Below are 22,179 nucleotides of genomic sequence, written 5' to 3' on the forward strand. Positions count from 1 at the left end.
GCCGCGACAACGCCGACAACGGCGGCTACGTCACCACGGCCGAGGTCTGGGACCCGGACACGGACACCTGGACCGCGATCGAGGCGCCCTACGCGCACGCCCGGCTCTACCACTCCTCCGCCCTGCTCCTGCCCGACGGCCGGGTCATGATCGGCGGCGGCGGCGCCCCGGGCCCGCGCAACTACACCGACGTCGAGTACTACTCCCCGGCGTACCTCTTCGACGGCGACGAGCTCGCCGAGCGGCCGGAGATCACCGCCGGCCCGAAGAAGATCGGGTACGACGGCACGTTCGACGTCAGCGTCAGCGGCGGCCCCGTCTCGCGGGTCACCCTGGTCCGCAACGGCTCGGTCACCCACGGGTTCAACAACGACCAGAACTTCCAGGACCTGGAGTTCACGCAGTCGGGTGGCACCCTGACGGTCACCGCGCCGCAGGACGCGACCTACGCCCCTCCGGGTGCGTACATGCTGTTCGTCCACGACGCCGACGGCACCCCGTCGGTCGCGAAGATCATGGACGTCGACCCGGCGGTGAAGCTCGACCAGCGTGCGCCGAAGGTCGTCGACCAGTTCGAGTACCCGAAGCTGCCCGCCGAGTGGCGCTCGGCCAACCCGCCGATGGTCATCGACCTCGAGCCGGGCAACGGCCGGATGGCGCCGTGGAGCATCAACGAGCCGGTCCAGCTGGTGCGCGGCGCGTCCGCCAACCAGGGCGGCCTCGGCCTGACCGGCTACCAGTTCTCGCTGGGCAACGCCGGTGAGGTGGAGCGCACGCTGGCCGGCCTCGACCCGGGCCGGGAGTACCGCATCTCGATGCGCTACGCCCGCGACAGCCGGTCCGCCGGCACCGAGCCCGCGGTCGGGTCGGTGCAGGTCGGTGACCTCGACACCACGATCACCGCCGGGACCGACACGCCCTCGGCGTCCGGCAACGCGGTGACCTACAGGACGTGGGTCGACACGTTCACCGCGACAGCGCGCTCGGAGGTGCTGACCCTGTCCGGGTCCGGCAGCGGCGGCGGGCTGATGCTCGACGACCTGGTGGTCATCTCGACCGACCCGGGCGTCGACGAGGCGCCGGTGCACTACGAGTTCTCCGAGGGCTCGGGCACCACAGCCGAGAACACCGGGACCGACACCTCCGTCGGCGACGCGGTGCTGACCGGCGACGCCGGCTGGACCGACGACGGGGTGTTCGGCAAGGGCCTCGAGCTCCCCGGCGGCGACAACGCCAACGCCGTCGACCTGCCGGACGACCTGCTGCAGGGCGAGGACGCGTTCAGCACGTCGTTCTGGGTCCGCCCGGACACGAAGGCGAACTGGATCGGGCTGCTCCACATCGGCGACGGCCTCGGCGACGCCGGCAGCTTCTTCCAGGTGCAGATGCAGACCGACGCCGCCCCCGGCGGCTCCGGCCTGGCAGCGACCTTCAAGGCGAAGGGGTCCAGCGACCAGGAGCGGGTCTACGCCGTACCGACGAAGGACGTCGCGGCCGGCAGGTGGAACCACGTCGTGTTCACCCGCGACGGCGCCACCGGGACCCTGTACCTCGACGGGGTGCAGGTCGCCCAGCGCACCGACCTCACGATCGACATGACCGACATCGGTCCGACGTCGAACAACTGGCTGGGGCGCAACGGCTACCCCGACCCGGCGTACGACGGCCGGATGGACGACGTGCGGCTCTACACCAGCGCGCTCAGCGACGACGACGTCGCAGCGCTGTACGACGAGGGCGCGGCCCTGCGGACCACCACCTCGGTGTCCGTGGACCTGCCGTCGCCGTCGCCGTGGGGCGAGCCGCTCACGGTGTCCGCGGAGGTCGAGGACGAGTCCGGCGGCGACGCCGAGGGCTCGGCCGAGCTGTGGGTCGACGGCAGCCGCGTCGGTCAGCCGGTCGCGGTGTCCGGCGGGGAGGTCTCCTTCCCGGCGCTGACCCTGCCGCCCGGCGAGCGTGAGCTCGAGGTCCGGTTCCAGGCGGCCGACGGCTGGCGGGACTCGCGGGACTCGGTGACCCACACCGTCGACCGGCCCCCGGTCGGCGAGGGAACCCCGGTCCACTACACCTTCGACGAGGGCAGCGGCTCCACCGCCGCCAACTCGGGCACCAACCCGCTGGTCGGCGACGCCCAGCTGCAGGGGGCGGTGGGCTGGACCCAGGACGGCAAGTACGGCAAGGGGCTGAGCTTCCCCGGTGGCGGCTCGGCGACGGGCAACCACCTGGCCCTGCCGGACGACATCGCCGAGGGCATGGACGAGCAGTTCAGCGTCTCGCTCTGGGTGCGGCCGGGCACGCTGCCGCAGTGGGTCCCACTGGTCCAGATCGGCAGCAGCACGGACACCTTCTTCCTGCTGCAGTCGAACACCCAGACCAACGGACCCACGGGCTTCGCGGCCACGTTCAAGGCACCCGGCACCCCGGGCAGCGCCCAGGAGCGCCTGGTCCTCGGGCCCGGCAACGACGTACCACTGAACGAGTGGACGCACGTCGTGTTCACGATGAGCGGTTCCACCGGGAAGCTGTACTTCGACGGCGAGCTCGTCGGGACCCGCACCGACTTCACCATCGGCATCGGTGACGTCGGGGTCGACGGCCACACCACGGCGAACATGCTGGGCGGCACCAGCTGGCCGGACGGCCGGTGGAACGGCCTGATGGACGACTTCCGGCTCTTCGGCTACGAGCTGACGGCCGAGGAAGTCACCCAGCTGAACGAGCACCCGTTCCCGAACGCCGCACCCGAGGCAGCCGCGGACGAGTACTCGGTCGTGGAGGGCACCACCCTCACCGTCGACGCGCCCGGCGTCCTGGCCAACGACACCGACGCCGACGACGACCCGCTGACGGCCACGGGTGCGACGCAGCCGGAGCACGGCGAGGTCACCCTCGCCGCCGACGGCTCGTTCACCTACACGCCCGAGGACGGCTTCACCGGCACCGACACCTTCACCTACGAGGCGTCGGACGGCACCGCCGAGTCGGAGCCCGCGAGGGTCACGATCACGGTCGAGGAGGCGGACGACCCCGTCGCCACGACCGTGAAGGCCAAGGCCGTGACGGTCGTCTACGGCAAGAAGGCCAGCCTCGCCGTCACCGTCAGCCCCGCCGCAGCCACCGGCAAGGTGGAGGCTCGCTCCGGGTCGACGCTGCTGGTGTCGCGGGCGCTCTCGTCCGGCAAGGCGACCCTGGTCCTCCCGGCCAGGTCGCTGAAGCCGGGCACGCGCACCGTCACCCTCCGCTACCTCGGCGACGCTACCCACGCGGCGTCGAGCAGCACGGTGAAGGTCGTGGTCCGCAAGGCCGCCGCGAAGCTGCGGGTGGCCGCCCCGGCCTCGGTCAAGCGGAACGCGCGCCCGTCGGTCACCGTCACCGTCGTCCGCCCCCGCGGGGTCCCGGTGAGCGGTGTGGTGCGGGTCAGCTTCAACGGCAAGGTGGTGAGCAAGAAGGTCAACAAGGCCGGCAAGGTCACCATCCGCCTGGGCAAGGCCACGCGTCTGGGCCGGATCCCGGTCCGGGTGACCTACCGCGGCAGCGCCTACCTCAAGGCGGCGACCAAGGTGGCCCACATCCGCGTCCGCCGCTGACCACCCACCCCACCCCCGACCCCTGCCCGACCCCGACCCTCCCGCCACCCTCGCGGTGGGCGGGAAGGGAGGGAGCGGGCGGGGGAGGGGGGCGGGGGAGGGAGGAGACCCGACTCCTGAAGAGAGAACCGTGGGCCCGGAGGCAACCGCCCTCCGGGCCCACGCCCATTTCCCGACGAGGTGTGAGGAATGGCGCCGCGAGGTGTGAAGGATGGCGCCGCGAAGTGTCAGGCATGGCGCCGCGAGGTGTGAGGAATGGCGCCGCGAGGTGTGAAGGATGGCGCCGCGAAGTGTCAGGCATGGCGCCGCGAGGTGTGAGGAATGGCGCCGCGAAGTGTCAGGCATGGCGCCGCGAGGTGTGAGGAATGGCGCCGCGAGGTGTGAGGAATGGCGGCGCGAGGTGTGAGGAATGGCGGCGCGAGGTGTGAGGAATGGCGGCGCGAAGTGTGAGGAATGGCGGCGCGAAGTGTGAGGGATGGCGGCGCGAGGTGTGCCTCGTGGCGGTACGACGGACCGCCGGACGCGCGAACGCCCCGGCCGAACGGCCGGGGCGCCCTGGTGTGCTGTGGGTCGTGACGGCTCAGCCGTCCGAGGCCAGCGCGGCGACCACGCCCGCCCGGCTGTCGTCCTCGCTCGCCAGCACGCCGCCGTTGGCGACGAGGTCCGGCGTCAGCTCGGTGAAGACCATGCGGACGTCCTGGCGCCGCGCGCCGAGGATCTCGACCGCGCTGTCGGCGACGGCCTCGGCGAAGGCGCGGCGCTGCTCGAGGGAGCGTCCGGCCAGCAGCTCGACGGTGATGTTGGGCATGACGGTCCTTTCGCGGCCGGACGCAGACCGGTCGATCCACGCTGACGACCTTGGTTCGGGATGGTGAACTGAGTCTAGGTGGCGAAACGGCGCAGCGCTAGTTCATGTCCTTGACAACAGTTCAGCCCGCTGATTCAGTGGCGGACGTGGAGCACGCACCCGGCACGACCTCGATGCGCGGGAGCGTGCAGCGTGCCGCTCGACTTGCCGCGGCGCTCCTGACGGCCGTGCTGATCCTGCTCGCGCTCCCCGCGCCCGCACACGCCCACGCCACCCTGGTGAGCACCGACCCGGCGCAAGGAGCCGTGGTCGAGGACGCACCCGACGTCGTACGGCTGACCTTCAGCGAGGGGGTCTCCCTCGTGCCGAAGGGCGTGCGGGTCTTCGACGCCGCGGGCGACGAGATCGCCTCCGACGCCACCGCCCGCGGCGCGGAGCTGGCCGTCACGCTCGAGGAGGACCCGGGCGCCGGCACCCTGGTCGTGGTGTGGCGGGTCGTCTCCGAGGACGGCCACCCGATCAGCGGCTCCCTGGCCTTCAGCATCGGCGCCCCGAGCGCCGAGGTGCTCGCCCCCGAGGTCGCCGACGACCCGGCCACCGGACCGCCGTGGGGGCTGAGCATCGTCACGTGGCTCGGGTACGCCGCACTCCTGCTGACGACCGGCCTCGTCGCCTTCGTCGTGCTGTTCCTGCCCGACCACCACCTCGCCGACCGCGCCCGCGCCCGGCTGGTCCGCGCGTCCCGCGCCGGCGCCGTCACCGCCGGCCTCGCGTGGGCGATCGGGGTCCCGCTCACCGCGGTCTACCAGGTCGGCGACGGCCTCGGTGCGCTCGGCGACGGCGCAACGTGGGCCTCCCTCGATCCGCTCGAGTACGGCGTCGCGGCGGCCGTCGTCGGCGGCGTGGTCCTCGCGGTCGTGCTCCTCGGCCGCGGCCTGGTCGACCGGGCCCGGCGCACGGTGGCGCTCGTCGCGTGCGGGGTCGCCGTCGGGGCTCCCGCCCTCACCGGGCACACCCGCGGCGTGACGCCCGAGGTCCTCGCCGTCGGTGCGGACGTGCTGCACCTCCTCGCGGGCAGCACGTGGCTCGGCGGCCTGGTCGCGCTGGTGCTCGTCCTGCCCGACCTCGGCGGGCGTCGTACCCTCGCCGCCGAGGTGCTCGACCGTTTCTCGGTGGTGGCCGCGGGCGTCCTGGTTGCGCTGGTGCTGACCGGCGCCCTGCTGGCGTGGCGGATCGCCGGGTCGTGGGGCGTGCTCCTCGAGACCGGCTACGGGCGGCTGCTGATGGTGAAGGTGGCCGTCGCGGCGGTCGCGGTCGCCATCGCCTGCTGGAACCGGTTCGCCCTCGTGCCGCGCCTCCAGGACGCGTCCCGTCGCCGGGAGCGGCGCGCCGGCGCCGGGCTGCTCGGCCGCACGACCGCGGCGGAGGCGGGCGTGCTGGTCGCCGTGCTGCTCGTGACGGGGTTCCTGGTCGACCGCAGCCCCGAGCGGGAGCCCGAGGTGCCGGTCGTGGCGACGGAGCCGGTCGTCGACACCACCCGGGTCGGCGACATCGAGGTCCGCGCGACCCTGGCGCCACCGACCACCGGTCCGGTGACGATCACCGTCGAGCTGCTCGACGCCGACGGGCAGCCGACCGAGGGCTGGTCCGCGCCTTCACTGCGCCTCTCCGACGGCGCGGAGCTGGACCTCGGCGACCTGCCGGCCACCTCGCGCGGCCCCGGCGTCTACTCGGCGCCCGCGGTGCTGCCCTCCGGAGGCGAGTGGCGCCTGCAGGTGTCGCTGCCGCTGAGCGAGTTCGAGCGCCCGGTGACCGTGCTGGAGCTGCCCGTTCCCTGAACGACCCCGGACATGCAGGTGGCACCCGAGCCATCGAGAGTCTCGGGTGCCACCGCTGACACGTGAACCATGGCTACCAGGCGTGCATCATCTATTGCTGCCCCGGAAGTCTTCCGAAGGATCAGCGCCCTGTTAGGAAGGGTGGATCGCCGCGTGGGTACCGGGATCACGTGCTGCTCTTGAGTTCTTGATGTCCTTTGTACGCCGCTGGACGGCCACCTTCAAGGCTTGTCTTTTACCTTGATCCGGGGAACGCTGGCCGGTTGGGACCACCTTTCACCTGGCCACCTTCCACTGACCGCGTCCAGCACTCGACGGCGCGGGTCAGGGCGTACCTCGGCCGCGCCCGCAGCGCCGTCCTCAGGCGCTCAGCGCACGCTTGCGGGCGCCGATCCACACGGCGGCACCGACCGCCACGACGCCACCGACGGCGATCGCGGCGAGCGTGGGCTTCGGCGGCGGCAGGTGCAGCCGGGACTGCAGCTCGACCGGCCGGTTGAAGACCAGGACCGGCCAGCCACGGGCCTCGGCGACCTTGCGCAGCTCCTTGTCCGGGTTGACCGCGTGCGGGAACCCGACGGCCTCGAGCATCGGCACGTCGGTGACCGAGTCGGAGTAGCCGTAGGAGCGCTCGAGGTCGTAGCCGACCGTCTCCGCGAGGTCGCGGATCGCGTTCGCCTTCTCCTCGGCGTAGGCGTAGTAGTCGATCTCGCCGGTGTAGCGGCCGTCCTCGACCGCGAGCCGGGTGGCCACGACCCGGTCCGCACCGAGCAGCTCACCGATCGGCTCGACGACCTCGCTGCCTGAGGTGGAGACGATGACGACGTCGCGGCCGGCGGCGTGGTGCTCCTCGATGAGGCGCACCGCCTCGTCGTACACGAGCGGGTCGACGATGTTGTGCAACGTGTCGGCAACGATCTCGCGGACCGTGGCGACGTCCCAGCCCGCGCACAGCTGCGACATGAACTGCCGCATCTTCTCGACCTGGTCGTGGTCGGCCCCGCCGACCATGAAGACGAACTGGGCGTACGCCGAGCGGAGCACCGCCCGGCGCGAGATGAGGCCGCCGGCCTGGAACGGCTTGCTGAACGCGAGCACGCTCGACTTGGCGATGATCGTCTTGTCGAGGTCGAAGAACGCCGCTGTGGGCGCCGCACCCGGTCGGGCCATGCAGTCATCGTAGGTCTCAGGCGTCACCGGATCGGCCACCCCGCGTCCACAGCGGGTTGCCGAGCCGGGGTTGTCCACCGCCCGGTGCTGCGCCGGCATGCCGGTGTCGGCCCGCGGCGACAACCTCGTCATGACCCGAAACGACCCGACCGTCCGCCGGCCCGCGCCGGCCGACGCCCCCGTCCTGGTGGTGACCGCCGATGAGCACCTGCTGGCCACACTGCTGCCGCTCGCCGCCGCGGCCGACGTGGCGCCCACCGTCGCCCGCGACCCGCTCAGCGCGCTGCGTGCCTGGGCCCGGGCCCCCGTCGTCCTGGTCGGTGCGGACCTCGCCGAGGAGATGGTGCGCCACGCGCCGGAGCCACGGGCGCACTGCTTCGTGGTCACGACAGGTCCGGCACCGCACGAGCTGTTCCGCACCACCCTGCGCCTTGGCGGGGAGCAGGTCGTCGAGCTGCCGGGTTCGTCGGCGTGGTTCGTCGAGCTGCTCGCCGACCTGACCGAGCGGCAACCCGGCCGCGCCCGCGTCGTGGGCGTCATCGGCGGCACCGGGGGTGCGGGCACCACCACCTTCGCCTGTGCGCTCGGCCAGTGGGCGGCACGCTCGGCGCCGGCGGTGGTGATCGACTGCGACCCGCAGGGTCCCGGGCTGGACCGGATGCTCGGCGTCGAGCGACGTGAGGGCTTCCGCTGGGATGCGCTGTGCCAGACCACCGGGCGGCTCTCTGCGCGGGCGCTGCGCGAGGCACTCCCGCACACCGGCCAGCTCGGCGTGCTGTCGTGGTACGTCGACGGGCGGGTCCAGAGCCTGCAGGCGTTCGCCGTCCGTGAGGCCCTGTCGGCCGCCCGCCGCGGGCACGCGGTGGTGGTCGTCGACCTCCCCCGCTCGCCCGACGCGCTGGTCGACGAGGTGGCCGCCCGCTGCGACCAGCTGCTGGTGATGACCGTCGGCAGCGTCGTCGGTGTGGCCGGCGCGGCCCGGATGCGGGCTCGCTTCGCGGACCACCCGGACATCGGGGCCGTGCTGCGCGGTGAGGCCTTCTCGGTCACCGACGTGCAGCGTGCCGCCGGGCTGCCGGTGCTGGCGCAGATGCGTGACCAGCGCGGGCTCGCCGAGGCGGTCGACCTGGGGCTCGGCCCGTTGCGGACCTTCCGCGGCCCGCTGGCCCGGGCCGTGGCGCGGGTGCTCGGCGACGTGCCCGACCCGCAGGCCGGTGCGGGGGAGGCGGCATGACCCGCGACGGCAGCAGCGCCACCGGGAGCCCCGGTGAGGTCGCGGTCCTGGTCGAGGAGGTCCGGAGACGGCTGGCTGCGGAGCCGGGGGCGCTGACGCCGCACCGGGTCGCCGACGCGCTCCGCTCGGCCGGTCGCCCGGTCGGCGACGCGACCGTGCTCGCGGTCTACGAGTGGCTACGTCGCGAGGTCCTCGGTGCCGGGGCGTTGGAACCGCTGCTCGGCCTGCCCGGGGTCACCGACGTGCTGGTCAACGGCCCCGGCCCGGTGCGGATCGACCGCGGGCTCGGCCTGGAGGAGACCGACGTCGTGATCGGCTCCGAGGACGAGTGCCGGCGCCTGGCCCAGCGGCTGGTCGCCAGCGGCGGGCGCCGGATCGACGACGCCGCCCCGTGGGCCGACGTACGCCTGCCCGACGGCACACGGTGCCACGCCGTGCTGGCGCCGATCGCCCAGCCGGGCACGGCGATCTCGCTGCGGGTGCCGCGCCGCGGCGGGTTCACCCTCGCGGAGCTGCACGCCGCCGGTGCCGTCACCGAGGAGGGCCTCGACCTGCTCCGCCAGGTGGTCACGCGGCGGCTCGCCTTCCTGGTCTCCGGCGGCACCGGCACCGGCAAGACCACCTTGCTCTCGGCGCTGCTCGGGACGGTGGACCCCCACGAGCGGATCGTGGTCGTCGAGGACGCTGCGGAGCTGCGTCCCGACCACCCGCAGGTCGTCGGCCTCGAGTCGCGACCGGCGAACCTGGAGGGTGCCGGCGCCGTCCCGCTGCGCGACCTCGTGCGGCAGGCCCTGCGGATGCGACCCGACCGGCTCGTGGTCGGGGAGGTGCGTGACACCAGCGTCGTCGACCTGATGGCCGCGATGAACACCGGGCACGAGGGTGGCTGCGGCACCCTGCACGCCAACTCCGCGACCGACGTCCCCGCCCGTGTGGAGGCCCTCGCCCTGACGGCCGGCCTCGGCCGGGACGCGGCGCACAGCCAGCTCGCCTCGGCGCTCGACGTCGTCCTCCACCTCGAGCGGGACCGCGCCACCGGTCGGCGCCGGCTCGGCGAGGTCGCCGTGCTGGAGCGGCAGGACTCCGGCCGGGTCGAGACCCGGGTGGCGGTCGCGTTCGACGCCGACGGCCGGGTCAGCCGCGGGCCGGGCTCGCGCCGGTTGCTGACCCTGCTCGACGGGCGGCGGGGCCCGTGAGCGCCGGGGTGGCCGTGGCGGTGGCCCTCACCGCGCTCGCCGTGTTCCTCGTGCTCTGGGGGCCGGGGGCGCTCCCCGCGGCCCCGGCCGGCGGTCCCGCCCCGCCGTCGGTACGACGCCTCGGACCCCGCCTCGCCATCCTCGCCGTGGTCGGCGCCGTCGCGGCGTCGTCACCCCGCGCGGGTGTGCTCGCGCTGATCGCCGTCGGCGTCGTCACCGGGGCACTCCGGCTGGTCCGCCGCGCCCGGCAGGCCCGGGTCGCCGCTGCCCACCACTCGCAGGTCGTCGAGCTCTGCGACGCGCTGCAGGCCGAGCTCGCCGCCGGTCAGACCGCCGCCCAGGCCCTCGACCGGGCCGCTGCGGACTGGCCGCTCGTCGGGCCGGCCGCCCGCGCCGCCGCCAGTGGTGGCGACGTCACCGCCTCACTGCGCGAGCTCGCGACCGAGCCCGGCGCCGGGTCCCTGCGCGTCGTCGCCGCCGCCTGGCAGGTCGCCCACCGCACCGGCCACGGCCTCGCGGACGCCCTCGGCCGCGTCGCTGACGACCTCCGTGCCGTCGAGCAGACCCGGCGCGTCGTCGCCGGCGAGCTCGCCTCAGCCCGCGCAACCGCCCGGCTGCTCGCGGTGCTGCCGTTCCTCGCGCTGGCGATGGGTGCTGGCGCCGGTGCCGAGCCGTGGGCGTTCCTGCTCGGCCACCCGGCCGGCCTGGCCTGCCTCGCGGCCGGCCTCGGCCTCGCCTGGGCCGGGCTGGCGTGGGTCGAGGCCATCGCCCGCGGCGTGGACGGCGGCTAGGCCGTGGTCGCCGTCATCGCCGTGCTCGCCGCGACCGCGGTGGCACTCCTCGTCCGGCCGCGTCCGTCCGCCACGCCCCCGGTCGGCGCACCGGCCACACCGGCGCCCGAGCAGCCCGACCCCGACGGCCTGCTGCGGCGCGGCCGCTGGCTGTGGGCTGCGCTCGCCGGTGCCGGTGCGGGCGCCTTCCTCGGCGGCCTGCTGGCGCTGCCGGCCGGGATCGCGACGGGGGCCGTGGTCGGCGTCGTCGCGGGACGGATCGAGCCGACCGTCGTACGCCGTCGGCGTGAGGAGGTACGACGGGACCTGCCCCACGTCGTGTCCCTGCTCGCCGCCGCCCTGCAGTCCGGCGTGGCTGCTGCCGACGCGGTCGAGCTCGTCTGCCGGGCACTGCCCGGGGCGGCCGCCGACCGTCTGGTCCCGGTCGCCGCCCGGCTGCGGCTGGGCGCGGACCCGGCCGTCGTGTGGGCAGCGCTCGGCACCGACCCCGAGCTCGCACCGCTGGGCCGCACCCTCGCCCGGGCGCAGCGCAGCGGTGCGCCGGTCGTCGCCGCCGTGGAGCGCCTCGGCGAGGAGCTGGCCCGCCGCGGCCGGGCCGAGGTCGAGGACCGCGCCCGCGCCGTCGGGGTCCGCGCCGCCGTACCCCTCGGGCTGTGCCTGCTGCCGTCCTTCCTGCTCCTCGGCATCGTGCCGCTGGCCGTCTCGCTCGCGACGACGATCACCCGCTGACCAGGCGTCCCGCCGGTCACGCCGGCGTCCACCTGCAGCGCCGGAGGCTGTGGACGGCGCCCGCCCCTCCACAGCCGGGGCAGCCGACGGACGGGCCCGTCGCCGCCTCCGCGCAGGCTGCTGCACCCGGCCACGCCCGTGGCCACCGACGAAGGGAGAGGACACCATGACCCGCACCATCCGACGGCTCCGCCAGGAGCGCACCGAGCGGGGCGTCACCACCGCGGAGTACGCCGTGGCCACCGCAGCCGGCGCCGGGTTCGCCGGCCTGTTGTTCAAGCTGCTCAGCGGCGGCTTCGGCGACGGCCTGATCAAGACGCTCTTCGAGCACGTGCTGCGGCTGCTCGGCCTGCGATGAGGCGGGCGGAGCGCGGCGAGCGAGGAGCGGCGACAGCCGAGCTGGCCGTCGCGCTCCCGGTGCTCCTCGCCGTCACCGCCGGCCTGGCGTGGCTGCTCGCCGTCGCGATCGGCCAGGTCCGCACCGTCGACGCCGCCCGCGAGACCGCCCGCGCCCTCGCCCGCGGCGACGACCAGGCGGCCGCGGTGGCCGTGGGGGAGCGGGTCGCCCCCGACGGCATCGCGATCACGGTCCGCCGCGAGGGCGACCTGGTCGTCGTCCGTGCCAGCGGCCGGATGGCCGGCCCGGGCGGGCTGTTCTCCGCCATCCCCGGCGCCCGGCTCGACGCAGAGGCCGTCGCCCTCACCGAGGAGGACCAGTGACCACCCCACGACCAGGTCGAGCAGGAGAGCGCGGCGCCGCCACCGTGCTCACCGTCGCCATGGCCGGTCTCCTGCTGCTCGTCGGCGCCGCGGCGGCCGTGGTCGGGGCGATCGTCGCGTCGCACCGATCGGCGCAGTCCGCCGCCGACCTCGCGGCCCTCGCCGGAGCCACCGCGCTCAGCGAGGCAGCGCGAGACCCGTGCGGCGCGGCTGCCGAGGTGGCGACTGCCAACGACGCGCGGCTCGACCGGTGCGTGGTCGAGGGGGACGAGGTGCTGGTGGCCGTCACCGTCGCGGGTCCGCGCTGGCTCGGCCAGGACGAGGATCTCACCGCCGAGGCACGGGCCGGCTCGGTGCGACCGGCGCCGGGTCAGGCGGGCGACGGGGCAGGTGCCCCCGGGTGGGCCCGACCGGTCCACCCAGGTGAGTCAGGTTGACTCACCTCTCGTCCTCGCGCCCGGAGACGTCCTCGCGGCGCCGCTCGGCCTCGGCGGCGTCCAGCTTCTGCGACAGCTCGGAGAGCCGCTTCTGCTCCTTGCGCCGCTTCCAGCCCTGCTTCGCCCCGGTCTTCATGAACCAGATGCCGGCGACCACCATCAGGCCCGAGGCGACGCCGATCAGGAAGAGCACCTCGGGGTCGACGTTGATGCCGATGATCTCCGTGGTCCGCCGGTCCTTCTTGTCGACGTCGTAGTCGCTGCCGAAGACCCCCGCGAGGATGCCGAGGACGCCGACGACGAGCAGGAGCAGCCCGAAGATCACCATGGACGGCAGGCTACGCCGCGGACGGGGCCCCGGCGAGCAACGCGTCGAGGAGGGTGATCGCGCCGCGCTTGTCGAGCGGGTCGTTGCCGTTGCCGCACTTCGGCGACTGGATGCACGACGGGCAGCCGGACGCGCACTCGCAGGCGGCGATCGTCGCCCGGGTCGCGCGCAGCCAGGCGGCTGCCGTGCGGTAGCCGCGCTCGGCGAAGCCGGCCCCGCCGGGGTGGCCGTCGTGCACGAACACCGTCAGCACACCGGTGTCGGGGTGTCGAGCCGTGGACACGCCCCCGATGTCCCAGCGGTCGCAGGTCGCGAAGAGCGGCAGCAGCCCGATCGAGCAGTGCTCGGCGGCGTGCGCGGCGCCGGGCAGGTCGGCGACGTCGAGCGCCGCACGCTCCAGCAGCGGGGCCAGCACGGCGTCCGGCACGGTCCACCAGACCGCGGTCGTGGCCAGGGTGCGGGGCGGGAGGTCCAGCGGCGTCTCGTCGATCACCTCGCCGGTGCGGGCCCGGCGGCGCAGGTACGACGTCACCTTGCTGGTCACCTCAACGTGCCCGAACGACACCCGGCACGGTCCCCAGTCAACGTGTTCCTCCTCGGAGGTGATGGCGATGTCGGTGACCTCGCGGGCCGAGGTGGTGTGGTCGGCCTCCGCGCGGCGCAGCGTCGCGACGTGCTCGTCGAGGTCGAGGTCCTCCACCAGCCAGGTCTCGCCGCGGTGGAGGTAGACGGCGCCGGTGTGCGCCGTGCCGTGGGCGCGGGCGCCGTCGACGGTGCCGACGACGCGACCGGTCGCCGCCTCGACGAGCTGCACCTGCCGGTCGCTGCCGGACCTGATGTCGGCGAGGTCGCAGGCCCGTGAGCGGTCGGTCCAGTACCAGCCCGCCGGCCGGCGGCGCAGCATGCCCTGCTCGACCAGCGAGCCCAGCACCTCGCGGGTGCGGGGCCCGAACAGCTCGAGGTCGGCGGTCGTCACCGGCAGCTCCTGGGCGGCGGCGCACAGGTGCGGTCCGAGGACGTAGGGGTTGTCGGTGTCGAAGACCGTGCCCTCGACCGGACGACCGAGCAGCGCGTCCGGGTGGTGCACGAGGTAGGTGTCGAGCGGGTCGTCGCGGGCCACGAACATGCCCAGCGCGCCTCCGCCGTCGCGGCCGGCCCGACCTACCTGCTGCCAGAACGCCGCCCGGGTGCCGGGGTAGCCGGTCACCAGCACCGCGTCGAGGCCGCTCACGTCGATGCCGAGCTCGAGCGCGTTCGTCGCCGCCATGCCGAGGAGGCGACCGCTGCGCAGCGCGTCCTCGAGCGCCCGCCGCTCCTCGGGAAGGTAGCCGCCACGGTAGGAGTCGATCCGCCCCGCAAGCGACGGGTCGACCTCCGCGACCAGCTCACCGGCGCGCTGCGCCACCGTCTCGACTCCCCGCCGGGACCGCACGAACGCGAGCGTGCGCACGTCGTCGACCACCAGGTCGGCCAGCAGGTCCGCCGTCTCCGCCGTGGCCGGACGCCGCACGGGCGCGCCGTTCTCACCCGTGAACTCGGTCAGCGGCGGCTCCCACATCGCCACCGCCACCTCCCCGCGCGGGGAGCCGTCCGCGGTCACCGTGGTCACGTCGAGCCCGGTCATCCGCCGCGCCGTCACGTCGGGGTCGGCGACCGTCGCCGAGGCGAGGATGAAGGTCGGCGAGGCGCCGTACGACGCGCAGATCCGCCGCAGCCGGCGCAGCACCTGCGCGACGTGCGCACCGAAGACGCCGCGGTAATGGTGGCACTCGTCGACCACCACGAACCGCAGCGTCCGGAAGAACTGGGTCCACCGCTCGTGCCCCGGCAGCAGCGACCGGTGCAGCATGTCGGGGTTCGTCAGCACGTACTCCGCGTGGTCGCGGGTCCACTCCCGCTCCTCCTGCGTGCTGTCGCCGTCGTGGGTCGAGACGCGCACGTCGAGCCCGAGCTCGCGGATTGCCGCCCACTGGTCGTGCGCCAGCGCCTTCGTCGGCGCCAGGTAGAGCACCGACGCGCCACGCTGCCCCCGCGGGCCGCGCGCCGCCCGGATCTCCGAGAGCGTGGGCAACAGGTAGGCCAGCGACTTCCCCGACGCCGTCCCCGTCGACACCACGACGTGCTCGCCCCGGTGCGCCACCTCGGCGACCTCCACCTGGTGTGCCCACGGCCGGACCACCCCGCGCGCGGCGTACGACGCCAGCAGGGTCGGGTCCGTCCACGCCGGCCACTCCGCGGTCACCGCCGGACGGGCCGGCAACCGCTCCAGGTGGGTCAGCCGGTCGGCCCGGCTGGGGAGCGCGGTGAGCCGCTCCAGCACCGCCCCCGGGTCGCGCCGGGCAGGCGCGGGCGCCAGGGAGGAACGGGGCTCGACACTCACCCCTCGATTGTCGCAAGAGGGCCCGACCCGACCCCCGGCGGTGGCACCGGTTCCGGTGTCGGCTGGTGAACCCTTGCCACCGTCCTCGTGCGCGCCCGCGACGGGCATGGTTTGATTGACACCCACGTAGGTGACACATCCCGGGGTGAGTTCGTTGAATCTGACGCTGTCGACGCGCGAGGTCGGTGGTCGCACCGTCGTTGCCGTGGGTGGAGAGATCGACGTCTACACCGCCCCGAAGCTGCGCGACACGATCACCGAGCTCGTCGCTGCCGGGACCTACCACCTCGTCATCGACATGCAGGGCGTCGAGTTCCTCGACTCCACCGGCCTCGGCGTCCTCGTCGGCGGCCTCAAGAAGGTCCGCGCCCACGACGGCTCCCTCGAGCTGGTCTGCAACGCCGACCGCCTGCTCAAGATCTTCAAGATCACCGGTCTCGCCAAGGTCTTCGTCATCCACGAGAGCCCCGAGGCCGCGCTGGCTTGATGGCGCGAGCGTGTCGCCTGTCGAGGGCTGCGCGCAGGCSCTCGCAAGCTCGGCCCGCACTTGCCCTCGACGCGCCTTCGGCGCGGGCGCCACGCTGCCGCGCGCGCAGTTGCCTTGCGTAGGTCCAGCCGCCGCCTGGCGGCAGGCCTTTTGGTTTGCTGCGCCTGACTCCCGGTGGTCCAGGCGCGAGGCCGCCCGCGGCCGAGCCGCCCTCCCGGTGGTTGAGGTGCGAGGCCGCCTGCGGTCGGGCCGCCCTCCCGGTGGTTGAGGCGCGAGGCCGCCTGCGGTCGAGCCGCCCTCCCGGTGGTTGAGGTGCGACGAGCGCCAGCGAGGAGCCTCGAAACCCCCGGGCCCTGATGGCGGACGGTGCCGATGCGACCTACCGGAAATCCGGCGACCCCTCGTCGAAATGCCTGTGACTCGCGTCACAACATCCGTGTGTTCTGCATCACACCGTGCGTAGACTCCGGGCCACGATCTCAGACCTGGGTCTCCGGGACCCGTACCTGAACTCCCCAGGAGGCAGTGCATGCCCCGTCCGTTGCTTGCCGACATCGAAGTCTCCGGGGGCGACCTCGCCCTCGTGGTCGTCGTCGCCGCCATCGCCCTCGTCTCCCTCGCCATGGCTGCGATGTTCCGCGCCGAGGTGCTCCGCGCCGGCGAGGGGACGCCCAACATGCAGCGCATCGCGCAGGCCGTGCAGGAGGGCGCGAGCGCCTACCTGACCCGGCAGTTCCGCACCCTGACGATCTTCGCGGCCATCGCGTTCGTCGTCCTGCTCGCGCTGCCTGCCGACACCGGCGACGCGGGCGGTCTCCAGTCGGAGTGGGCGGTGCGGATCTTCCGCTCGGTCTTCTTCCTGCTCGGCGCCGGGTTCTCCGCGGCGATCGGCTTCCTGGGCATGTCCCTCGCCGTCCGGGCCAACCTGCGCGTCGCCGCGGCGGCCAACGAGCAGGGGCGCGACCCGGCGATGAACATCGGCTTCCGCACCGGCGCGGTGGTCGGCATGGCGACGGTCGGCCTCGGCCTCCTCGGTGCGAGCGTCGTCGTCCTGGTCTTCCAGGACGCCTCGCCCAAGGTGCTGGAGGGCTTCGGCTTCGGCGCCGCACTGCTCGCGATGTTCATGCGCGTCGGCGGCGGCATCTTCACCAAGGCGGCCGACGTGGGCGCCGACCTGGTCGGCAAGGTCGAGCAGAACATCCCCGAGGACGACCCGCGCAACGCGGCGACGATCGCCGACAACGTGGGCGACAACGTCGGTGACTGCGCGGGCATGGCCGCCGACCTCTTCGAGTCGTACGCCGTCACGCTGGTCGCGGCGCTCATCCTCGGCTCGCAGGCGTTCGGTGACAAGGGTCTCGTGTTCCCGCTGATCGTGCCTGCGATCGGTGCACTCGCCGCGATCGCCGGCGTCTACCTCACCAAGCCGCGTCCCGGCGAGGGCGGGCTGACCACGATCAACCGCTCCTTCTACCTCTCCGCCGCGTTCGGGGCGGTCGCCAGCGCGGCAGCGGCCTTCATCTACCTGCCGAGCGAGTGGAGCGACCTGGCGAACGCCAGCGGCGACACCGCCGACCTCGGCCCGGCCGCCTTCGCTGCCGGAGCGGTGGTCATCGGCATCGTCCTCGCGGCCGCGATCCTGGCCCTCACCGGCTACTTCACCGGCACCGAGCACCGCCCGGTCAAGGACGTCGGTGCGACCTCGGTGACCGGCGCCGCCACCGTCATCCTCTCCGGCCTCTCGGTCGGCTTCGAGTCGGCGGTCTACACCGCGATCGTCATCGGCGCCGCCGTCTACGGCGCCGCGCTGCTCGCCGGCGGGGCCACGACCCTGGCGCTCTTCGCGGTCGCGCTGGCCGGCTGCGGCCTGCTGACCACCGTCGGCGTCATCGTCGCGATGGACACATTCGGCCCGGTCTCCGACAACGCCCAGGGCATCGCGGAGATGTCCGGCGACGTCAGCGAGGAGGGCGCGCAGATTCTCACCGAGCTCGACGCCGTCGGCAACACCACCAAGGCGATCACCAAGGGCATCGCGATCGCCACGGCGGTCCTCGCCGCGAGCGCCCTGTTCGCCTCCTACACGCAGTCCGCGTTCGAGTCCTTCCAGGACGCCGTCGACGACGAGAGCGGCCTCGGCTCGCTCGACCTGCTCGGCGACTTCATCGTGTACGACGCCAAGCTGATCGTCGGCGCCCTGCTCGGTGCCGGCGTGGTGTTCCTCTTCTCCGGCCTGGCGATCAACGCCGTCGGCCGCGCCGCGGGTGCGGTCGTGATGGAGGTGCGGCGCCAGTTCCGCGACATCCCCGGGATCATGGAGGGCACCGCGCGCCCGGAGTACGGCCGCGTGGTCGACATCGTCACCCGCGACTCGCTGCGCGAGCTGGCCACCCCGGGCATCCTCGCGATCCTCAGCCCGATCGCCGTCGGCTTCGGCCTGGGCGTCGGACCGCTGGCCGGCTTCCTCGTCGGTGCGATCGCGACCGGCACGCTGATGGCGGTCTTCCTCGCCAACGCCGGTGGCGCCTGGGACAACGCGAAGAAGCTCGTCGAGGACGGCCACCACGGCGGCAAGGGCTCGGAGGCGCACGCAGCGACCGTCATCGGCGACACCGTCGGCGACCCGTTCAAGGACACCGCCGGCCCCGCCATCAACCCGCTGCTCAAGGTGATGAACCTCGTGTCGCTGCTCATCGTCGGCGCGGTCATCAGCCTCACCTACGGCGAGAACGAGAACGACGTGGTCCGCATCCTCATCGCCCTCGCGGCCGCCGCCGGCATCTTCGCTGCGGTGTTCATCTCCAAGCAGCGCTCGTCCGCGATCAGCGACGAGGCCCCCGAGCCCGTCGCACTCGACAAGGGCTGACCGGGCCCGTGGCCCGCCCTCTCGGGAAGAGCTGGCACACCATCGCCGCGCTGGCGGTGGCCCTCGTGGTCGCCGCCAGCGCGGCGCTGGCCGTCCCGGCCGCTGCTGACGCCCCCTCCCGGCGGCCGGCCGCCCACGTCGGCGCCAGCGCCACGGGGCCTGCCGCGGCCCCGGGCGACGTCGTCACCCGCACCCGCCTGGTCGGCCGATCCGTGCGCGGACGCGCGATCCGCGCCTACTACCGCGGGTCGCCCAGGGCCCAGCGGGTGCTCGTCGTCCTCGGCCAGATGCACGGTGACGAGCCCGCAGGCCGGGCCACCGCCACCTGGATCAAGAACAACGTCCGCCCGCTCGCCGGCACCGGCATCTGGGTCGTCCCGACGATGAACCCCGACGGCCACGCGCGGCACACCCGCCAGAACGCCCGCGGCGTCGACCTCAACCGCAACTGGCCCACCAACGGCTGGCGGCGCACCAGCCGGGGCCGCTACTACAGCGGGCCGCGCCGAGCCAGCGAGCCGGAGACCCGCGCCATGATGCGCTTCCTGGCCGACGTGAAGCCCGCCTACATCGCCTCGATCCACCAGCCGCTGCGCGCGGTCGGCCGCAGCAGCAAGGCGCCGGCGTGGCAGGTCCGGCTCGCCCGGCAGCTGCGCCTCCCGCGTCGCTGGCTCGGTGTCGGCAACCCCTCCGGCACGGTCTCGCCCACCCTCACCGGCTGGTACAACCGCCGCTACGCCGGCGTCGCCATCACCATCGAGTACAGCCCGCGCCCCTCGAAGCGCTACCGCACGATCGTCGCCGGGCGCGGCATCACCCGGGCGACCCGCGTCCGCTGACGGCACCGGCTGCGGGCCGACTAGCGTGGTCCCGTGCTGCCCGTCGCCCTTGCCGCCCCGCTCCGCGAAGCCCTCGTCGCCGCCGACTTCACCTACGACGCCGTCAGCGATCTGCTCGGCCCGCAGGCGCACGAGGCGCTGGCGCGCAACGAGACCACCCCCGGCCTGCGTCGTACGACGGACGGCAGCCCGCTGGCCACCCTGGTCCGGCTGTTCCTGCTCCAGACCTCCGTGCCCGTCGCGGACGCCGAGCGTGCCCTGCCGGGGCTGGTCGACCGGCTCGCCAACGCCGGCGCGCTGGTGCAGTCCGTCGGCGAGGTCGCGGCGCGGCTCGACGTGCGGCCCTATGCGACCGACGAGGGCGACCTGTGGGTCGTCAGCGACCTGACGCCCGGCCTGGACGGCGTGCCCACCCGGGTCACCGGCGACTACGTGCTCGGCATCAGCCCGGCGTCCTCGAGCCTGGCCCAGCTCACCCTGCGCCACGACGTCGGGACGGCCCTCGACCTCGGCACCGGCTGCGGCGTGCAGGCGCTGCACCTGGCCACCCACAGCGACCGGGTGGTGGCGACCGACGTCAACCAGCGTGCGCTCGCGATCGCCCGCTTCAACGCCGCCCTCAACGACGTCGACGACAAGGTCGACGTCCGCGACGGCTCGTTCTTCGCGCCGGTCGAGGGCGAGCGGTTCGACCTGATCGCCACCAACCCGCCGTTCGTCATCTCCCCGGCCACGGGGGAGCGGCTGGTCTACCGCGACTCCGGCCTGCCCGGCGACCAGGTCGTCGAGCACATCGTCCGCACCGCGCCCGACCACCTCACCGACGGCGGCTGGTGCCAGGTCCTCGCGAACTGGGTGATCGAGCGCGACCGCCCGTGGGACGAGCGCCTCGCCACCTGGCTGCCCGACGACTGCGACGCGCTGGTCGTGCAGCGCGAGGTGCTCGACCCCGCGTCGTACGTCGAGCTCTGGCTCAAGGACTCCGGCCACCACCCCGCGACCGGCGGCGACCCGGCGGCGTACTCGCACCGCTACGACACCTGGCTGTCGTGGCTGGAGGAGCAGGGCGTCGGCGGGATCGGCTTCGGCTGGATCAACCTGCACCGCACCGGCGGCACCACCCGCGACCTCCTCGAGTGGCCGTACGACGTCGAGCAGCCGATCGCGCCCGCGATCGCCGGCTGGGCCGAGTCGGCCGCCGCGGCCCGCACCGTCGGGCCGGACAGCCACCTCGTGCTCCGCTCCGACGTGGTGCAGGAGACCACCGGGGCCGTCGGCGCCGAGGACCCCTCCACGATCGTGATCCGCCAGCAGCGCGGCTTCCGGCGCGCCCGCCAGGTCGACACCGTCACCGCCGCCGTCGTGGGTGCCTGCGACGGCGACCTCCCGCTGGGTCCGCTCGTCGACGCCGTCGGCCAGCTGCTCGAGCGCGACGCCGCCAGCCTGCGCGAGGTCTACCTGCCCGAGCTGACCGAGCTGGTGGCCGAGGGCTTCCTCGAGCCGGCGGGGVCTCCGCGAGCCGGGGAGTAGGACCGCCCCGCGTCGGGCAGACTGTCCCCCGTGACGAACGCAGGCTGGTACCCCGACCCCGCTGGCGCGCCCGACACCTATCGCTACTGGGACGGTCAGGCGTGGAGCCAGATGACCACGACCACCCCGCCGGGTGGCGGCGCCCCGCAGCCCCCGCAAGCACCGCAGGCCCCGCAGGGCCAGCAGCCGCCCCAGCAGCCGCCCCACCAGCCGGGCGCCCCGTCGGACCCCGCGTCGGCACAGACCGTCTACGGCGCCGTCCCCCCGGCCACCCCGCCCGGCGGCTACGGCCAGCCCGGCCAGCCCGGCCAACCCGGACAGCCCCAGGGTGGCTACGGCCAGCAGGGCTACGACCCGCAGGGCGGCTACGGCCAGGGCGGCGGCTACGGCCAGCCCCCGGGCGGCTACGGCCAGCAGCAGTGGAGCCCGACCCCGCAGCCCGGCAGCGGAGGCGGTGGCAACGGCAAGGTCATCGGCATCGTCATCGCCGCCGTCGTGGCGCTGGTGCTGATCGGCATCGGTGGGTTCTTCGGCGTCCGTGCCCTCACCGGTGACGACGACCCGAAGAGGACCAAGGCCTCCGACGGCCCGACCTCCGGGGCCACCGACGGCAGTGACGCGACCGCGAAGGGCACCGACCCCACCGACCAGCCCTCCAGCACCGTCCGTCCGACCGGCATCCAGTGCACCGGCGGCAGCCCCGAGCCCGCCAAGCCGCCGGCCACGACCGCGAAGGCCATCCGTGGCGGCGGCCTGACCGTCCCCGTCCTGCCCGGCTACGAGGCGGACCCCGGCTACGCCGCCGCGCACTCCTTCGCGGACGGGGTGCAGGTGCAGTTCTCCATCGTCATCGAGGACAAGTGGATCTCCGAGTACGCCGTCGGTGCGCTCTCGAAGGCCAACGACTTCGACGACCCGGAGACCGCCGCCGAGATCGTCATGCAGTGCCTCACCGCCAGTGACGCCTTCTACCAGGGCTTCACCGGCCGCACCGACCTCAAGCGCGAGGAGGTCACCGTGGGCGGCAAGCCCGGCTACCGGATCACCTCCGAGATCCGCGTCTCCGACCCCGAGGTCACCGTCGGCGGCGACCAGACCACCGTGATCGTGGTCGACACCGGCAGTGCCGACTCCCTCGGCCTCTTCCTCGGCGTCATCCCGCTCGGCGACCCCGACAAGGAGACCCAGCTGGAGGAGACGATCGAGGCGATCAAGGTCCGCTGAGCGCCTCCTCCGGGG

18 protein-coding genes are annotated in these 22,179 nt (G+C 74.0%); 14 read left to right on the forward strand and 4 right to left on the reverse strand.

Annotation, left to right across the window (positions count from 1 at the left end; genetic code table 11):
* Positions 1-3,587, forward strand: a 3,587-nt coding sequence (locus L615_RS01155; RefSeq protein WP_145723847.1) for a LamG-like jellyroll fold domain-containing protein, incomplete at its 5' end; no start/stop codon positions are given.
* Positions 3,588-4,167: 580 nt separating this feature from the next.
* Here L615_RS01155 and L615_RS01160 read toward each other — a convergent pair.
* The gene (locus tag L615_RS01160) at positions 4,168-4,395 is read right to left on the reverse strand and encodes a tautomerase family protein (RefSeq protein ID WP_036518009.1); all 228 of its coding nucleotides are present in this window, start codon (positions 4,393-4,395) and stop codon (positions 4,168-4,170) included.
* 146 nt (positions 4,396-4,541) lie between these two features.
* Between L615_RS01160 and L615_RS01165 the strand changes: the two genes are divergently transcribed.
* Complete coding sequence (locus L615_RS01165; RefSeq protein ID WP_261376515.1) at positions 4,542-6,233, forward strand: copper resistance protein CopC; 1,692 nt, start codon at positions 4,542-4,544, stop codon at positions 6,231-6,233.
* Between the two features lie 360 nt (positions 6,234-6,593).
* On the opposite strand, the gene L615_RS01170 is transcribed toward L615_RS01165, so the two are convergent.
* Positions 6,594-7,403, reverse strand: a complete 810-nt coding sequence (locus tag L615_RS01170; RefSeq protein ID WP_028655975.1) for an HAD family phosphatase — start codon at positions 7,401-7,403, stop codon at positions 6,594-6,596.
* Between the two features lie 130 nt (positions 7,404-7,533).
* Between L615_RS01170 and ssd the strand changes: the two genes are divergently transcribed.
* From ssd to L615_RS01205, 7 genes are all read left to right on the forward strand, one after another.
* Complete coding sequence (gene ssd / locus L615_RS01175) at positions 7,534-8,637, forward strand: septum site-determining protein Ssd (RefSeq protein WP_145723825.1); 1,104 nt, start codon at positions 7,534-7,536, stop codon at positions 8,635-8,637.
* Entirely contained in the window at positions 8,634-9,833 is a 1,200-nt protein-coding gene (locus tag L615_RS01180) for a TadA family conjugal transfer-associated ATPase (protein ID WP_145723826.1), read from the forward strand. Before ssd ends, L615_RS01180 begins: the two co-directional genes overlap by 4 nt.
* Complete coding sequence (locus tag L615_RS01185; RefSeq protein ID WP_145723827.1) at positions 9,830-10,624, forward strand: type II secretion system F family protein; 795 nt, start codon at positions 9,830-9,832, stop codon at positions 10,622-10,624. Before L615_RS01180 ends, L615_RS01185 begins: the two co-directional genes overlap by 4 nt.
* 3 nt (positions 10,625-10,627) lie before the next feature.
* Positions 10,628-11,353, forward strand: coding sequence for a type II secretion system F family protein (locus L615_RS01190; RefSeq protein WP_261376516.1), 726 nt, complete (start codon positions 10,628-10,630; stop codon positions 11,351-11,353).
* A gap of 166 nt (positions 11,354-11,519) precedes the next feature.
* Positions 11,520-11,711 carry a DUF4244 domain-containing protein gene (locus L615_RS01195; RefSeq protein ID WP_028655971.1) on the forward strand — a complete coding sequence of 64 codons (192 nt, stop codon included), beginning with the start codon at positions 11,520-11,522 and terminating at the stop codon, positions 11,709-11,711.
* Complete coding sequence (locus L615_RS01200; protein WP_145723828.1) at positions 11,708-12,073, forward strand: TadE family protein; 366 nt, start codon at positions 11,708-11,710, stop codon at positions 12,071-12,073. Before L615_RS01195 ends, L615_RS01200 begins: the two co-directional genes overlap by 4 nt.
* Positions 12,070-12,510 (forward strand): Rv3654c family TadE-like protein, encoded by a 441-nt coding sequence (locus tag L615_RS01205; RefSeq protein ID WP_232221821.1) that lies wholly within the window; start codon positions 12,070-12,072, stop codon positions 12,508-12,510. The genes L615_RS01200 and L615_RS01205 overlap by 4 nt, the downstream gene beginning before the upstream one ends.
* A 1-nt stretch (position 12,511) precedes the next feature.
* On the opposite strand, the gene L615_RS01210 is transcribed toward L615_RS01205, so the two are convergent.
* Both L615_RS01210 and L615_RS01215 read right to left on the reverse strand, forming a co-directional pair.
* On the reverse strand, positions 12,512-12,838 hold the full coding sequence (locus L615_RS01210; RefSeq protein WP_145723829.1) for a hypothetical protein: 327 nt from the start codon (positions 12,836-12,838) through the stop codon (positions 12,512-12,514).
* 10 nt (positions 12,839-12,848) lie between these two features.
* Positions 12,849-15,218 carry a DEAD/DEAH box helicase gene (locus tag L615_RS01215; RefSeq protein WP_232221822.1) on the reverse strand — a complete coding sequence of 790 codons (2,370 nt, stop codon included), beginning with the start codon at positions 15,216-15,218 and terminating at the stop codon, positions 12,849-12,851.
* A 154-nt stretch (positions 15,219-15,372) separates the two neighbouring features.
* Here L615_RS01215 and L615_RS01220 point away from each other — a divergent pair, with 154 nt between their 5' ends.
* From L615_RS01220 to L615_RS01240, 5 genes are all read left to right on the forward strand, one after another.
* Positions 15,373-15,705 carry an STAS domain-containing protein gene (locus L615_RS01220; protein ID WP_028656477.1) on the forward strand — a complete coding sequence of 111 codons (333 nt, stop codon included), beginning with the start codon at positions 15,373-15,375 and terminating at the stop codon, positions 15,703-15,705.
* Positions 15,706-16,234: 529 nt separating this feature from the next.
* Positions 16,235-18,571, forward strand: coding sequence for a sodium-translocating pyrophosphatase (locus tag L615_RS01225; RefSeq protein ID WP_028656478.1), 2,337 nt, complete (start codon positions 16,235-16,237; stop codon positions 18,569-18,571).
* 8 nt (positions 18,572-18,579) lie between these two features.
* Entirely contained in the window at positions 18,580-19,410 is an 831-nt protein-coding gene (locus L615_RS01230; protein WP_186449664.1) for a DUF2817 domain-containing protein, read from the forward strand.
* Between the two features lie 33 nt (positions 19,411-19,443).
* Positions 19,444-20,940 (forward strand): class I SAM-dependent methyltransferase, encoded by a 1,497-nt coding sequence (locus L615_RS01235; protein ID WP_145723830.1) that lies wholly within the window; start codon positions 19,444-19,446, stop codon positions 20,938-20,940.
* Positions 20,941-20,970: 30 nt separating this feature from the next.
* A complete protein-coding gene (locus L615_RS01240; RefSeq protein ID WP_145723831.1) occupies positions 20,971-22,164 on the forward strand; it encodes a DUF2510 domain-containing protein in 1,194 nt (397 codons plus the stop codon).
* Positions 22,165-22,179 lie beyond the last annotated feature (15 nt).

It is taken from the genome of Nocardioides sp. J9 (assembly GCF_007829375.1).
GTDB lineage: Bacteria > Actinomycetota > Actinomycetes > Propionibacteriales > Nocardioidaceae > Nocardioides.

Coding starts and splice junctions, on each gene's coding strand:
- L615_RS01210 (WP_145723829.1), bottom strand. CDS start 12,838: ATGGTGATCTTCGGGCTGCTCCTGCTCGTCGTCGGCGTCCTCGGCATC.
- L615_RS01180 (WP_145723826.1), top strand. CDS start 8,634: ATGACCCGCGACGGCAGCAGCGCCACCGGGAGCCCCGGTGAGGTCGCG.
- L615_RS01225 (WP_028656478.1), top strand. CDS start 16,235: ATGCCCCGTCCGTTGCTTGCCGACATCGAAGTCTCCGGGGGCGACCTC.
- ssd (WP_145723825.1), top strand. CDS start 7,534: ATGACCCGAAACGACCCGACCGTCCGCCGGCCCGCGCCGGCCGACGCC.
- L615_RS01170 (WP_028655975.1), bottom strand. CDS start 7,403: ATGGCCCGACCGGGTGCGGCGCCCACAGCGGCGTTCTTCGACCTCGAC.
- L615_RS01200 (WP_145723828.1), top strand. CDS start 11,708: ATGAGGCGGGCGGAGCGCGGCGAGCGAGGAGCGGCGACAGCCGAGCTG.
- L615_RS01160 (WP_036518009.1), bottom strand. CDS start 4,395: ATGCCCAACATCACCGTCGAGCTGCTGGCCGGACGCTCCCTCGAGCAG.
- L615_RS01195 (WP_028655971.1), top strand. CDS start 11,520: ATGACCCGCACCATCCGACGGCTCCGCCAGGAGCGCACCGAGCGGGGC.